The organism is Serratia sp. KH_031 (assembly GCF_057839655.1).
In genome coordinates this window covers 351,320-366,588 of record NZ_CM174496.1, presented here as the reverse complement: position 1 = coordinate 366,588, position 15,269 = coordinate 351,320, and the positions used below count along the sequence as shown (strand labels likewise).

The 15,269-nt window shown below is 49.4% G+C and carries 12 protein-coding genes; 7 read left to right on the top strand and 5 right to left on the bottom strand.

Features of this window, described 5'->3' with window-relative positions:
• Positions 1–159 precede the first annotated feature (159 nt).
• Both cas3 and AC3ISQ_RS01610 read right to left on the bottom strand, forming a co-directional pair.
• Positions 160–2,829 carry a CRISPR-associated helicase/endonuclease Cas3 gene (gene cas3 / locus AC3ISQ_RS01615; protein WP_489350245.1) on the bottom strand — a complete coding sequence of 890 codons (2,670 nt, stop codon included), beginning with the start codon at positions 2,827–2,829 and terminating at the stop codon, positions 160–162.
• A gap of 107 nt (positions 2,830–2,936) precedes the next feature.
• Positions 2,937–3,812, bottom strand: a complete 876-nt coding sequence (locus tag AC3ISQ_RS01610) for a hypothetical protein (protein ID WP_489350244.1) — start codon at positions 3,810–3,812, stop codon at positions 2,937–2,939.
• A gap of 158 nt (positions 3,813–3,970) precedes the next feature.
• Here AC3ISQ_RS01610 and AC3ISQ_RS01605 point away from each other — a divergent pair, with 158 nt between their 5' ends.
• The 5 genes from AC3ISQ_RS01605 to AC3ISQ_RS01585 are packed head-to-tail and all read left to right on the top strand — an operon-like array spanning position 3,971 to position 8,351.
• Positions 3,971–5,248, top strand: coding sequence for a PTS sugar transporter subunit IIC (locus tag AC3ISQ_RS01605; RefSeq protein WP_489350243.1), 1,278 nt, complete (start codon positions 3,971–3,973; stop codon positions 5,246–5,248).
• A 20-nt stretch (positions 5,249–5,268) separates the two neighbouring features.
• Positions 5,269–6,237: a glycosylasparaginase gene (locus tag AC3ISQ_RS01600; protein WP_489350242.1), complete on the top strand. Its 969-nt coding sequence runs from the start codon at positions 5,269–5,271 to the stop codon at positions 6,235–6,237.
• A complete protein-coding gene (locus AC3ISQ_RS01595) occupies positions 6,230–7,705 on the top strand; it encodes a M17 family metallopeptidase (RefSeq protein WP_489350241.1) in 1,476 nt (491 codons plus the stop codon). Before AC3ISQ_RS01600 ends, AC3ISQ_RS01595 begins: the two co-directional genes overlap by 8 nt.
• Positions 7,702–8,010 (top strand): PTS sugar transporter subunit IIB, encoded by a 309-nt coding sequence (locus tag AC3ISQ_RS01590; protein WP_489350240.1) that lies wholly within the window; start codon positions 7,702–7,704, stop codon positions 8,008–8,010. The genes AC3ISQ_RS01595 and AC3ISQ_RS01590 overlap by 4 nt, the downstream gene beginning before the upstream one ends.
• A 2-nt stretch (positions 8,011–8,012) precedes the next feature.
• Positions 8,013–8,351: a PTS lactose/cellobiose transporter subunit IIA gene (locus AC3ISQ_RS01585; protein ID WP_489350239.1), complete on the top strand. Its 339-nt coding sequence runs from the start codon at positions 8,013–8,015 to the stop codon at positions 8,349–8,351.
• 37 nt (positions 8,352–8,388) lie between these two features.
• On the opposite strand, the gene AC3ISQ_RS01580 is transcribed toward AC3ISQ_RS01585, so the two are convergent.
• The 3 genes from AC3ISQ_RS01580 to AC3ISQ_RS01570 all read right to left on the bottom strand — a co-directional run bounded on the left by AC3ISQ_RS01580 (position 8,389) and on the right by AC3ISQ_RS01570 (position 12,106).
• On the bottom strand, positions 8,389–9,735 hold the full coding sequence (locus AC3ISQ_RS01580) for an MFS transporter (protein ID WP_489350238.1): 1,347 nt from the start codon (positions 9,733–9,735) through the stop codon (positions 8,389–8,391).
• A 49-nt stretch (positions 9,736–9,784) separates the two neighbouring features.
• Positions 9,785–11,239 carry an FAD-binding oxidoreductase gene (locus AC3ISQ_RS01575; RefSeq protein ID WP_489350237.1) on the bottom strand — a complete coding sequence of 485 codons (1,455 nt, stop codon included), beginning with the start codon at positions 11,237–11,239 and terminating at the stop codon, positions 9,785–9,787.
• 81 nt (positions 11,240–11,320) lie between these two features.
• A complete protein-coding gene (locus AC3ISQ_RS01570; RefSeq protein ID WP_489350236.1) occupies positions 11,321–12,106 on the bottom strand; it encodes an SDR family oxidoreductase in 786 nt (261 codons plus the stop codon).
• 406 nt (positions 12,107–12,512) lie between these two features.
• Between AC3ISQ_RS01570 and AC3ISQ_RS01565 the strand changes: the two genes are divergently transcribed.
• Together AC3ISQ_RS01565 and AC3ISQ_RS01560 are read left to right on the top strand one after the other, a co-directional pair.
• A complete protein-coding gene (locus AC3ISQ_RS01565) occupies positions 12,513–13,793 on the top strand; it encodes an MFS transporter (RefSeq protein ID WP_489350235.1) in 1,281 nt (426 codons plus the stop codon).
• Positions 13,794–13,817: 24 nt separating this feature from the next.
• The gene (locus AC3ISQ_RS01560; protein ID WP_489350234.1) at positions 13,818–15,266 is read left to right on the top strand and encodes an FGGY-family carbohydrate kinase; all 1,449 of its coding nucleotides are present in this window, start codon (positions 13,818–13,820) and stop codon (positions 15,264–15,266) included.
• Positions 15,267–15,269: the final 3 nt, after the last annotated feature.

Here is a 15,269-nt window from a genome sequence, read left to right as displayed (position 1 = left end):
AACTATCAAGTCATTATGTACTCGATAAATTTAATGCAAACTTGACTTACTATTAGTTTTATCTACTCTCTGTAAGCGTGTTCCCCGCACCTGCGGGGATAAACCGTCATTCTGAACTCGAATGCACACAAGATAGAAATGTTCCCAAAACCATTTGGGCTAGACAGGGATGGTTTTTACCATCCCTGTCTCCATCGAATAACTTAGAGAGAGCTTTTTTCCTTGAAAGTGCCAACGGCCTAAATCACTTTGCCCTTCCAGCCATAACACACCATCTTCATCCGTCTTCTGCTCAAATAAACCCTTCCAAGAATGTGGCACATTTACACGATTCATCGACAACGCTTCCTGTAACTGGAATACGTCTAATTGTTCCACGACTCGCCCATCTAATAGACTTTTGCCCTGTGGAGTGGATAAATAAGGCACAACAGGCAAACTCATTTCACCATCGCGCGTGACAGCACAAACTTCGCTATGATCATCGGCAAGAGCCGTATTTTCAGCCCAATCCAGCATACGTCTGACTTTATGTCGTTTATTGAATTGATCATCAGCATAATGCTCCATTCCTTGTGTAACCCACTCAGGTTCCAGCACATCTTCCACTTCGCTATAAATTGGCTCGATCCAGTGGCGATAGGCTTGTGGGAAATTCAGCGGTTCTTCCCGTAACGCTTCAATATGCTGCTGTGTCCGCCACATCACACGGGTATGGTTATAAATCAAACCGTGTGTTCCATATCCTTCACTATCAGGTAGTAATACCGTAGCGCGGGGAACGGTAAAAGATGCCGGCCGATGGTTTTCTTTATGGCGATGCAAACGGCCCAAGCGCTGAAACAGGAGATCGACCGGGCAGAGTTGGGTGATTAACCAGTCAAAACACACATCTAAACTTTGCTCAATAACCTGAGTCGAAACTAATATCCGCCCACGACTGCGATTGCCATTTTTACCGAAATAGCTCAGCACATCGCCTTCTTTCTCTTGACGGTCGGTCAGCGTAAAACGAGCATGAAACAGCATGACGTCAATATCCGAATCAGTGCACTCTCGCAGTTGTTGATAGACCTGCTGTGCATCATCCACCAAATTACAAATAATGCAGACCTGCGCCCCACTACGCGCAGCATCCACCATTTTGCTAAGCAAAACAGAGTCAGGCATGAGATTTTCTGTATGTCGTGCCTCTAGGTTCAATTGAAAAGCTGGCGGGAGGTGTTCGGGGTGTTGCTGTAAATCCAGACATAATGCTCCCTTGGTATTACACCAACTGATCAAGGGATAAGATTCTGAAACAGGATTATTATTCTCAGATACAGCTTGAGGATTAGCATAACTGGAAAGCAGCCGTTGCCGTTGCTGCGCCGACAAAGTCGCAGAAAGTAAAATTGCACTTCCTCCAGCTAACTGTTGCTCGCGTAAAACCGCATCGAGTAAGCCATTCATATAACTGTCATAGGCATGAACTTCATCGACAATTAATACGCTCCTCCCGACACCGAAACCACGAATAAATCGATGACGAACAGGCAACACAGAGACCAATACTTGATCGATAGTGCAAACACCTATTTGCCCAAGAAATACCCGTTTACGACTCTGAGCCAGCCATTCACAACATTGCACCCAGGCCTCTTCCCCTTGTGGGTTGCTCCCTTTATGCTTGATTTCTTGGAACTGCTTATTAAATCTTGAATTCCCGTGAGCCAGAGTCAAATTAGGATGCTCAAATAAGCAGTTCGCTAAGTCTTCCATTCGTTTGAGCATCGCATTGGCTGTTGCCTGCGTCGGCAGTGCAAAAATAATACTATCCGCTAGTTGGCTATCAATGAGTTTCCACGCATAAGCCAGGGCGGTTTCTGTTTTCCCTGAACCTGTGGGTGCTTCAATGAGCGTTAAACCCCGTTCGACAGGTATCTCATCAACCAGTATTTGTAACTGACGTGGGCGGTATTTTTTATCCAATAAAGCCTGAACGCCAGCATAAGAATTTACTTCCGTCAACAAACCACTGCGTTGTACGACCAATGCGGCATCTTTTTCATATCGAGATGTAAAATAATCCTGCAATTCCACATTATTTTTTGCCGGTTTCGCACAATAGGAGAAGGTGTCATCACTATGCCAGGAACCTAACCAGTCAGAAACAGAACAGAAACCTGCTAAGAGTGGCGAGGCTGTTGGTGGAATAGATTTAAGGGTTAATCCTGCAGGAATAAGAAACAACTCTTCAAGTATCTCAATCCATTCGCCACGCGCCGCCTTATCGCGAGCGGATAAGGCGTCAAAGGCGTGTGGCAATTTATAGTGATCTACAGATAAATGTGTTTCTCTCCGTACATAGCCGTGATGACCGCTGACCGCTTCTATCCATGGCATCCAAGAAATATAAGGGTGAAGCGGTCGCTCACCAAAACTCAATTCGTTGTTGCTGGCAACTAAAGGCTGGTAATCATCAATAAACCAAAATAATCCTGCCGCACCATGATCAAAATTTCGACACTGTTCCAATCCAGGTAATTCACTATTTTTGTCTTCTGGATGTAGTGCTAACCATGATTTTTTGACTTTACATTGAAAACGGACATCCCATTTCCCAGAGTCATGCATCGCAATAAAAAATAGCAACCATGCTCGTACTTCTATTTCGCTAGCCGATTGCTGACAACAAAAAGTCTGCCGCAGGCTGGTGCAATGATCCCACCAATAAGCAGCAACTGCAGTGACATCTAAGCAATGATAAGGTAATAAATGATAAGCCCTATCTGACTCATCCTTATTGGTCTTCCCCCAGTAAGCAAAGCAAACATTTCCCGGTGCCATCAGCCGTCATTTAATCCTGTAATTAAACCCAGCAGGTAGTGTCCCAAATACTCACACTATATCATTGACCTAGTTCACAATTTATAAAATCGATTTTCACTGTTTACTTAAATACCCTGTTTCCACCAAAACGCTTCCGGCACACTGTCATTCAATTTCTTCTGCGGCCACAGTTGGTTATAGCTGTGGCAAAACTGTTGTAAGACGTGATTGAGTTCATGTCCTTCTGCCACTGGTAATAACAAAGCTAACGGTATATTCAGCCGCAACGCGATGTCGCTATCGGTTTGCTCGTGCAGCGATAACGGAATCCCTTGTTCAGCACACCATTTTTGCAATGGATGCTCCGGAGATTGATCGTTGCCAAACAGTTTTTTATTTTCAGTCTCAATACATTGAATAGCGCCCGGTAGTTGCGATAACAGCGATTCCAGCCAATTGACCACTAACATCGCCGATGCCCCAGCAAACGCCTGAGCAGCGATCCAACCGCTGACCGCTTCCTGTGCCCAAAGGATGTGGATCTCACCGCCATCATCCGGTAATAGGTTGATTCGTTGGTAGAATAAGCGCAGTTTACCGAATGACAAACCGGCTTTAATCGCCTTCTTACCACGCAAATCCTGCGCTTTTAGCACATGCATATGCGGCTGTTCCAAGCGCCGCAGGTAACGATCCAATCCTGCGCGGGAAATCGTCAAATCCAAGCCCTGATTCACCAATACCACCAGCTCATCCAGCGACACCTGAAGTTTTTGTCTCAGCCAATTGATCAACAGACTTTGCTCTAGTCTCAGAACTTTATGTACCGTTTTTGGCGTGGTACGTTGGTCGTCCACATCCTGCCGCTGCCGCCAACGGCGCACCGTCGCGACAGAGATCCCCAGTTCTAGCGCCAACGCACGGTCACTCTTGTCTGATTGCTGGATATAACGCCGAACACGCGGCGTGGTAGTCGCATTGGCGTGCAGCTTGATTTCCATCGCCTATTCTCCTGAGTCTTTCCTACCGACTATATACCCAACGTTATGAGACTGTTATTAATCAAGTGTCACTTTGTGAACTGTCTCAAATTTATCCGCCTACCATTCACTGATAATCGTCGCCATCAGAAAACCATTCTTTTCTTAAAGAGGCTGCCATGAGTATGTTGGGATTTATCGAAGCCAAGTTGATGCCACTGGCAGCCAAGGCAGCGCAACAGCGGCATTTATGCGCCATCCGTGCCTCCTACGTTTCCTTTATGCCGTTCATCATCGTCGGTTCGGTACTGCTGATCATTTCCTCGTTCCCGAATCAGAGCTATCAGCAGTTTATGACCGGTATGTTCGGCGCGACCTGGAGCAACATCATCGAGATCCCGTTTAACGCGGTGTTCTCAACCATGTCTTTGTTTATCAGCTTCTTAGTCGCTTATCGGTTGGCAGAGCATTATGAAGAAGATCAGGTTTCCAGCGGCATTCTGGCGCTGGTGTGCTTCTTGATCCTAACGCCGTTTATCAAAGTCGAAGCCATCGGCAACGTTACGGTAATCCCAACCGAATGGATTGGCAGCAAAGGGCTGTTCGTGGCAATGATTGGTTCGTTGCTGTATACCGAGCTGTTCTGCTGGCTGAAACGTAAAAAACTGATCATCAAGATGCCAGAAGGCGTACCGCCAGCGGTGCAAGAATCCTTTGCCGCCCTGCTGCCTGCGCTGATCGTGATTATTTTGGTATTGGCGATCCGCATCGGCTTCGAACACACCTCTTACCAAACACTCCATCAATTTATTTATCAAGTGGTTGCTACGCCAATCCGTCACTTCGGCACCTCTTATTTTGGCGCGTTACTGACTGTATTGAGCATCACCATTCTGTGGTCGGTAGGCATCAACTCCGGTTCGATGGTTAACGGCATCATTCGTCCACTGTGGATGGAAAACCAGACCGACAACATCGCCGCGATCCAGGCTGGCGTCACTCCGCCGCATATCATTACCGAACAATTCTTCGACATGATTTGGATGGGCGGTGCTGGTGCCACGCTATCGTTAGTGATCGCCATGTTGTTCTTCGCACGCAGTAAAAGTATGCGCGAAGTCGCCAGACTGGGTGCGGGTGCCTCGGTATTCAACATCAACGAGCCGATTCTGTTCGGTATGCCCATCATCATGAATCCGATCATGCTGATCCCGTTCAATCTGGTGCCCATTGTGTTAGTCACCGTGCAATACGTGGCGATGAAACTCGGCGCTGTTGCCGTCACCACCGGGGTGTTTATCCCTTGGACGCTACCACCGGTGATCAGCGGTTTTATCGTCACTGGGCATTTAAGCGGCAGCCTGATGCAGATAGTCAACCTATTGATTGGTGCCATGTTGTACCTGCCGTTCTTACGGATTCTGGATAAGCAGTACTTGCTGTCTGAAAGTAAATAACCACCGATTTGGAGCATCCTATGTGGGGAATGATTGCCACCTGGCGCATGGCGCTAGAAGGCGTTACGCAGGCCAGTGAAACGCTGGCTAACAATGCCACGGCGGCACAAGCGGTGGTTGATGCGGTAGTCGCGGTGGAAGACTTTCCGTTGTACAAATCGGTCGGTTACGGCGGTTTGCCCACGGAAAATGCAGAAGTTGAGCTGGATGCCGCCTTTATGGACGGCGACAGTCTGGCCTTCGGTGCGGTCGGTAATCTGGTGGATATTGCCAACCCGATAAAAGTGGCTCATGCCCTGAGCCGTGAACGTTTCAACAGCCTGTTGGTCGGGCAAGGTGCCAGAGAATGGGCGCTGAGCCAAGGTTTCAGCGAAAAAACCATGCTGACCGAACGCGCCCTCCAGCACTATCGCAAGCGCTGCCGTGAAACCATCGATAAAGGCCTTAGCCCTTACGATGGCCACGACACCGTGGGCGCAATCAGTTTGGATCAACGAGGTTCGATGTCCGTGGCCACTTCCACCAGCGGATTGTTTATGAAACGCCGTGGACGCTTAGGTGATTCACCCATCATCGGCTCCGGTTTCTATTGCGACAGCCAGACTGGTGCCGCCACCGCGACCGGCGTAGGTGAAGATCTGATGAAAGGCTGCACCAGCTACGAGATCGTGCGTCGAATGGAGCAAGGGATGTCACCACAGCAGGCCGCGGATTCAGTGGTGTTCGAACTGGAAGATAAATTGATGGCACGCTTCGGTCGTGTGGGCGATTTGTCGGTAGTTTGCATGAATCGCAATGGCGAGTTCGGCGCTGCCACCAATATCAAAACCTTCTCTTTTGTCGTCGCGACCGCCAATCAGGCACCGACCGTTTATCTCGCCGAGCGCCGCGCCGGGCACACGCACTATAAACCGGCCGACGAACAATGGATGATTGATTACGCCGCGCGCATCCGCGCTCCAATCGAAGAGGAAGCGCATTATGATTAGTTATCAGGCCATCGCCCAAACGCCAGCGTTGAGCGCCAATAGTTACGTGATCAGCTATCCCGATAGCCCGTTGCATTCAACGCTGGCGCTCAATAGCGATCTGCTCAGCGCGATGACACAACGCGCACAGCAAGAGGTTGCCGATTGCGCCTACGGTTGCCACCCCGCAGGACACCTCAGTCTGCTGCCAGTCAGTTTTTGGCAGGATGCGCTGACCAACAAACTGATTAACGCACTACGCCCGTTATTACGCACGACTCACTGTTCCCAATGGGTACTCGACGCCAGCGGGTTTGATCTCGCTAATCAGCAACAACGCGCCATACTCACTTCGCTACTGCATTTCCTGTTTAATCAGGATTACCAATTGAGCGATCTCGGCCTGAAAAAACCGAGTGAGAACGTGCGGGGGCAGGAACTGATTTTGTGGTGCTTACCGCCACAGTTGACCGAATTGAAAACCTTGTTGGCACAGACTCACGCCACCGCCAACGGCATGATTGCCGCACGACGTATCGCCGATCTCCCTAGCGATCGCGCCACGCCAGCGATGGTGGTGGAAGAGATCACCCGGCAAATCACTGCCTATTCTAATCTGCACTGCGAAGTGCTGGACGAACAACAGATTCAGCAACAAGGATTAGGGCTGCTGCACGCGGTCGGCAAAGGAGCCAGCAATCCACCACGGCTACTGGTGTTGCGCTATGAAGGTTGTAACAACGGTGCCTATCGCGCTTATGTTGGTAAAGGTGTGACCTTCGATACCGGCGGGCTATGGCTGAAAGGCGGCGACGGCATGGTCACCATGAAATACGACATGTGCGGTGCCGCCAACGTATTCGGCCTGTTGCTGGCAGCGGCACAGCTCAAGCTACCAGTGCGACTCGTCGGTGTATTAGCGCTAGCAGAAAACATGATTGGCCCCGACGCCATGCGCCCCGGAGAGGTCAGCACCGCCTATAATGGCTTGCAGGTAGAAATTAATAACACCGATGCCGAAGGCCGTTTGGTGCTCGCCGATGCCATTGCTTACGCCGGGCAAATCACCGCCGATAACCAAACGCCGCGCTACATTATCGACATCGCCACGCTAACCGGTGCGGTGGTCAAAGCATTGGGCTACGAATTAAGCGGGATGATGACGCAGGACCAGGCCTTATCTACCGCTCTCACCGATGCTGGCCAACGCTGCGGTGATGAAGTCTGGCCACTGCCGCTGGATGACCGTTTTGCTGGGCAGGTCAGTAGCGCCATTGCCGATTTGTGCAATACGCCGACCAACAACGCCGCCATCAGTACCTCCGCCGCCTATTTCTTGAGTCGTTTCAGTCCGGCAGGCATTCCTTGGGCACATCTGGATGTCAGCGGCACCGCGCTATGGCGTGAAAGTGGTCGCAGCGTCGCCTCTGGCCGCCCTATTCCTTTGTTAATGCAGCATCTGCTGGAAGATTTGGAGAATCATCGATGAAAAAAATTCTGTTGATATGTGACCTGGGTATGTCCACCAGCATGCTAGTCAAAAAAATGCAGGAAGCCGCCAAAACTCGCGGGTTAGAAGTAGAGATCTGTGCCAAATCGGTACGCGATTACAAAACTGAAGTAGCTAACTTCGACGTCGCCTTACTGGGACCCCAGATCAAATACAAACTGGCGGAATGCGAAAAAATCGCTGCCGAACACGGTAAAAAAGTCGGCTGTATCGACATGATGGCCTATGGCACCATGAAAGGTGACAAAGTGCTGGATCAAGCACTGGCACTCATTGAGGAATAATCATGAATATCGAAATGGAAGAGTTTGATCTCGAAGTTGAAGTGATGGGATTGATCGTCAACGCCGGTAGCGCCCGTAGCATGGTGATGCAGGCAATGCGTTGCGCCCGCGTGGAAGAAGACTTTGCCAAAGCCGAAGAGTTTATGCAGCAGGCAGAGAAAGCGTTGCACGGTGCGCATGAAGTGCAAACCCGACTGATCGGCCTAGACGAAGGCAGTGGCAAGATCCCGGTGCATTTGGTGATGGTACATGCGCAGGATCACCTAATGAACGCCATCATGATGTTGGAAATGGGGCGTGAGGTGATCGCGCTGCATAAGAAGATCGCCGATAAATGTTAGCCCTACTTATCCCCGCTCACGCGGGGAATACTTCATGTCAATAGACTCCTAACACCTGGCTGCGGGGCTTTACCGAGGAAGCGCCCACCAGCGTCATGCCTTTAGTTTCCGGTGCCCAAAGTACCGACACCAATACGCCAAGTAATAGCACCGCAGTCAGAATCAACGTGGTTCCTTGCAGCCCCAACGCCAGCATCGACAATGGCAACAACCCAGTACCCACCGCTGAACCTAAGCGGCTCATCGACGTCGCAAAACCCACACCCAGCGAACGAATATCGGTAGGGAAACTTTCAGCCGGGAACACGCCCACCAAATTACTGGCGGCAGAAATAGTCAAGGTAAACAAAGCGAACAATATCAACATCGCTCCCCCACCCGGCGGTACGAAAGCCAGTGTCCCCAGACTGATAGCCAATAGCCAAAATGCACCAATCAAAAAGCGGCGGCGTGGCAACCATTGCGTTAACGCAATCCCGACCAAAGCACCGAGCATCAACAATCCGTTTAACAGCAAATCGGTGCTGAAATTCTGGCTTTGTCCCAAAGATGTCAGGATCGACGGCAAGAAGGTATAAATGGCGAAATAGGGGATCACTAAACAGACAAAAAATAGGCTGTTAAATGCTGTACGCCGCCAATAACGGGCGGAAAACAGAGTGCGGATAGGGTGGGCTGTTTCCACCGCGATTTCGTCATTCAATACCACGTGTGCGCCAAAACAACGCTTCACCACCTGATGCGCTTCGGCAATCCGCCCTTTACGCATCAGCCAACGTGGCGATTCCGGTGTGCCAATACGCAGCAACATAATCAACACCGCGGGTATGGCGCTAGAAGCCAATAACCAACGCCAGGCATCCGGCCCAAACTCTGTCATAAAGTGCCCAACAAAGCTGGCAGCAACATACCCCAGCGTCCAAATAACGCTAAACGATCCCAGTAAAATTCCGCGATGTTTGCGCGGTGCAAACTCCGCCAACAGGGTATGCCCGACCGCGTAGTCGCCGCCTAAACCAATCCCCACCAAGACTCGCAACCAGAACAACTGTTCCGGCGTGGTGGCGAAAAACTGCATCAACGAAGCCAGCGTGATGATCACAAAGCTAAAACTGAAAATCTTCTGCCGTCCGAGGTGATCGGAAATCCAGCCCAACACTAAACTACCCAAAAACAGACCGATCAACGCCGAGCTGCCGATCATGCCTTCCCAAAACGGCGTTAAACCCATTTGTGGTTTCAGTTGCGCCAAGGCGAAACCGATCACACCCAGCACATAGCCATCCGTCAGATGCGCACCAAAAGTCAGCCCCGCCATTTTTAGATGAAACGCGTTCAGCGGAATATCATCCATACGCACTGGTGGTGCGGATTGTGACGCCATGATGTTCCCCTCCCTAACACGTAAAAGCCCGGCGAACCGGGCATATTTTCTATTTTTCAATCGGGTAAATGGTTCCGGTGTTCATAATCCCGTTCGGGTCGTACACCTCTTTCAGCGCTTTCAAGATGTAGTAGGCGCTGCCGTGTTCATCTTTGGTCCAATGTACGCGGTGTTTGCCGATGCCGTGGTGATGCACCATCGAGCCGCCCTGTTTGATGGTTTCCTCCACGATGATCTTGTTCAGCGGGTTGTGGTATTTCTCGATTTCCTCTTCTGGTTTGCAGCCCACCACGTTGTAGTCATAGACAAAATACATGTTGGTGCCGTTGATGTAGCTGTGAGAAGAGTGTCCGCCCAGCATGGTGATATCGTCGGCATGAGGGAATTCATCACGGATGCGGCGGATCACGTTTTCATAGATTTGATTGATGCTGCCCCAATCGCCGGAGACTTCGGTGGTGAAGCCCATGTTATTGGTCTTCATAATTTGCACGCGCTCGGCAGCGACTTTATCCGACCCCCAATTCAGGTTGTTGAACCAGGTTTCGATCAGTTTGCTGTCAACCTTGGTGCATTCTGGATAACGTTTAACGATCTCTTCAATTCCCGCCCCGGTCGCCTGCGCAATACCTTTGGCACCTTCGGCCATAAAGATCAGCACGCATCTGCTATCGGCAAAATGAGTAAAGTGTTGGCTGCCATCTTCAGCGTCATACAAACGGGCGATCGACGGACGGTAGCCGTCCACCATAACTTCACGCAGAATGTCGAAACCAGTCTGCATGTTGTCCAGCACATAACCATAGAACAGATTGTTTTCCGGCATATATTTGAAGATTTTCACCGTCACTTCGGTGATGAAACATAACGCGCCTTCGTTGCCAATAATCACGTGGCGAATATCCGGGCCAGCCGCACGGCGCGGCACGTTTTTGATACGCGTGATTTGACCGTTTGGAAATACCGCTTCCAAGCCGACCACCATATCTTCGATCGCCCCATACAGCGTGGATAACTGTCCAATACTACGCGTTGCCACCAATCCGCCCATTTGCGCCAGCGGTTTAGACTGCGGCGAATGGCCGGTGGTGTAACCTTTGGCACGTAATTGATTTTCCAACACTTCTAGCGGCACACCACATTGCGCGGTAGCCTGCATGTTGCGGATATCAATATTGATGATGTTATTCATGCCGGAGCCGTCCAACACCACCGAGTTCTTCACCACCGTTTCCAACCCACCTTCGGTCGCCGAAGCGCCGGTGCGAGGGACGGCGTTGATACCGTGCTGATTCATAAATGCCAATACATCAGCAACTTGCTGAGTGTCCGCTAATTTCACCACCGCTGCGGGCAATGGCAACGTAAATACGCCGTGAATATCGGCATATTTACGGAAACGATCGACACTGTTTTTCTTTAGCACTTCTTCGTCGGTAATAACTCGTTCTGGACCAACGATTTCTTTTAAACGATCGACAATGGCTTCACGTGACAGAGACATAAATAACCCTTCCTGATAATAAGAATAAAAGAGGTATGACAAGATTAAATAGGAACCACCCTATTTATTTAATCCCTTTACTTAACGCACTAAATAACCACCATCAACGACTAATAAATGCCCGTTGACATAATCCGAGGCGCGACTAGCCAAATACACCATTGCCCCCATCAAATCCTGCGTTTCTCCCCAACGGTTAGCCGGAATATGGTCTAATACGCGCTGATTAGTGGTCGGGTTTTTCCGGGTTTCAACCGTAATATCGGTTGCATAATACCCCGGAGCAATACCATTGACTTGGATATTGTACTGTCCCAATTCATCGCAATAAGCTTTGGTAAAACCGGCTAATGCATGTTTGGTTGCGGAATAAGCAGGTGACCATTGCCCACCTAAATAAGAGAACAAGGAGCAAATATTGATTATTTTCCCTTGTTTTTTCGGGATCATAAATTTGGCCGCTTCATAGCTTAATTCAAACGCCGCAGTCAGGTTGATATCGATCATCGGGTCCCAATCTTCCCGACCAAAATCTAGCACTTTATTAAGCTTACAAATTCCGGCGTTATTCACCAGAATATCGACTGAACCGAAGGTTTCCAAGCATTGTGCAATCACTCTGGCCGGAGCGCCTTTTTCGGTGATATCCACTTGCATGAACTCAACGCGCACGCCCTGCTGCTCAATGATTTCGCGGGTTTCACCTTTATCCATGATAAAGCTGGGAATAAACAGGTTAGCTCCAGCTTTAGCTAGTGCCACAGCGAAGGCTTGCCCCAAACCACTGTTGCCACCGGTCACAATCGCCGTTTTGCCTTTCAGTGAAAAGAAATCCAGTGAGAATTCATTTAACATATTCAGTGACATATTTTTGCCCTTAGCCTGAAAAAACGCATAAAAAAAGAGAAAAGTAAGCTTCCCTGCGGTTAGCGGGGAAGTTACTTTTCTCTTCGGCTCTAGTAACTGGGTGGCAAAGTAACATGTTCGAATGAACGCATTCCGTGATAAATCTCACAAAATCATTTTTCAACGTTCAAGCTTTAATATAATGAATGACCATCATCTACACAAATAGGGTTATTTGGTTGTAAATTATTTTAAATTTATCGGCAAAAATAGTTTTGTGATAGCTCTCACAGAGAAATAGCGTATCACATGATATTTATTATTACAGTTACTGAATGAGACGAAGAGAAAAGTAACTTCCTGCTTAGCGGGAAGGTTGCTTTTCTCTTTTTTTGTTTAACGCGATAAAAACTTGCGGAACCACACCATGAAAGAATCCAATTTTCACCGTTGGCTAACGCTAGCCATAATAAGCATCAGCGGCGGAGTGAGTTTCGATCTAGCCTATTTACGTTATATCTACCAAATACCCATGGCAAAATTCATGGGATTCTCCAATACCGAAATCGGGTTAATCATGAGTACCTTTGGAATTACTGCCATCGTACTTTATGCGCCTAGCGGTATTATTGCCGATAAGTTTTCCCATAAGAAAATGATGACGTTTGCCATGATCGCCACCGGATTATTGGGGTTGTTGATGGCGACTTACCCACCATTTTGGGTGATGATTTTAATTCAGGTGGCTTTTGCCATTACCACCATTCTGATGCTGTGGTCAGTGTCGATTAAAGCCGCATCACTGCTAGGTTCCCATGAAGAACAAGGCAAGATCATGGGCTGGATGGAAGGCCTGCGCGGCGTTGGAGTGATGGCGCTGGCGGTGTTTACCATGTGGACGTTTTCACTGTTTATGCCAGAAGATCCTAACAGCCTAAAAACAGTGATTTTAATTTACAGCGGCGTTTATATTTTGCTGGGCATTCTGTGTTGGTTCTATGTCAGCGATGGTTTCACAACTACCGACCATACTGAAAAACCACGTAAATTCAGCCTAAGCGACATCATCTCAGTGCTGAAAATCAGCACTACTTGGTATTGCAGTATGATTATTTTTGGCGTGTATACCATCTACGCCATTCTCAGCTACTCCACTAACTATCTGACTGAAATGTATGGCATGACGCTAGTCGCGGCCAGTTATATGGGGATTGTGATCAACAAGATTTTCCGCGCCATCTGTGGTCCATTGGGGGGATTGATTACTACCTATTCGCGCCTGAAATCTCCAACACGGGTGATCCAATTATTAGCACTGGTCAGTATTGCCACGTTGGTGATATTGCTGTTTACCAACCAGAATCCGACTTCTGTCGGTGTGGGCATCGGGTTAATTCTGCTGTTGGCTTTCGCCTGTTACGCCTCACGCGGCCTGTATTTCGCCTGTATCGGTGAGGCACGCACGCCGCAATACATAATGGGTACTACCGTCGGTATCTGCTCGGTGATTGGCTTCCTGCCCGATGTTTTTGTTTACCCGATCATCGGTCATTGGCAAGACACCCTACCCGCCGCCGAAGCCTATCGCAACATGTGGTTGATGGGATTAGGTGCGGTCTGTCTGGTGGTGCTCTTCACTTTCTTGTTATTTAACAATATCAAACGCACTGGCGCCAAAAACACAATCACACAGACAGTGACGGAATAGTTTCTTGTTTAAGGGAGTCATTCAATGAGCACTAAATATTTGATGGGTGTCGACGTGGGCACCCAAAGCGCCAAAGTGGTGATTTTTGATTTGGACGGCAACACCGTTTGTGAAGGTAAACAGCAACTACGCAAAATGGATATTCCGGCACCTTTACTAGCGGAACATCCCGATGACGATCTCTGGGATTCGCTCAAGGTGGCTTTTCGCCGCGCCATGCAACGTTTTGCCGAACGTGGAGGCCAAGGCAAAGACATTCTGGCGATGGGGATCTGCATCGTGCGCTGTTGCCGCGTGCTATTGAAGGAGAACGGCGAGCTGGCCTACCCGGTGATCAACTGGATGGATAAGCGCCTAAACAAGCCTTATGAATACATCGACGCTTATCAAGGCGTTCGCTATATCACCACCACTTCTGGCTATATCACCCATCGCCTGACTGGTGAGCTGAAAGATACCTGCGCCAATTATATCGGTTGGTGGCCGATGGATAACGATCGGCTTGACTGGAGTACCGATCCTGCTGCGTGGCAAAGCTGTAACCTCACGCGCGATCAGGTGTTTGACGTGGTGAAACCGGGCGAGATCCTCGGCCAACTTACTGTGCAAGTTGCCCAGCAGCTTGGGTTGCCGGCGGGTATTCCGGTAGTCGCGACCGCCCACGATAAAGCAGTCGAAGCGTTAGGCGCAGGCTCGTTGGAAGCTGGCGTAGCGCTGATTTCCCTTGGCACCTACATCGGCGCGATGGTACACGGCCAAGCTAACGTTAAAGATGCGCAAAACTTTTGGCCGTTCCAAGCCTCTATTCCCGGCCGTTACCTGTATGAATGCATGGGGGTGCGCCGCGGTATGTGGACCATCAGTTGGTTCCGCGATCAATTCGGTGCCGCCGCGCTTTGCGAAGCCCACGACGCAGGTGTCAGTATTGAAGAGTTACTCAATCAAGAAGCCGAACGCGTGCCTGCTGGCTGTGAAGGGTTAATCACCGTCCACGACTGGGCACCACCTTCTGAAGCGGAATACCGTAAAGGAGCGATGATTGGCTTTGATGGTCGTCATACCCGCGCGCATATGTACCGCTCGGTGCTGGAAGGCATCGCCTTCACCATGAAAAATCATATGGATAAAATGGCGTTAGAACTGAACACACCGTTCACCAAACTGATTATTTCCGGCGGTGGTGCCAACAGCGACTTGTTTATGCAGATATTTGCCGATGTGTTTGGCATTCCAACCTGCCGTAACTTAATGAAAGGATCGGCGGCAGTCGGTTGTGCCATTAACGCAGGAATGGCGGTGGGAGTGTTTGATAACTACCAGCAGGCAGCGGAGAAGCTGGTGCGAATGAGCGATAGTTTCACACCAAACAGCGACAACCACCGCTTCTATCATCAGCTCAATCAGCAGGTCTATCAACAGGTGAATAAACACCTCGACCCGCTGTTACAGGCGTTGAGTCCATTGGTGGATTAACCT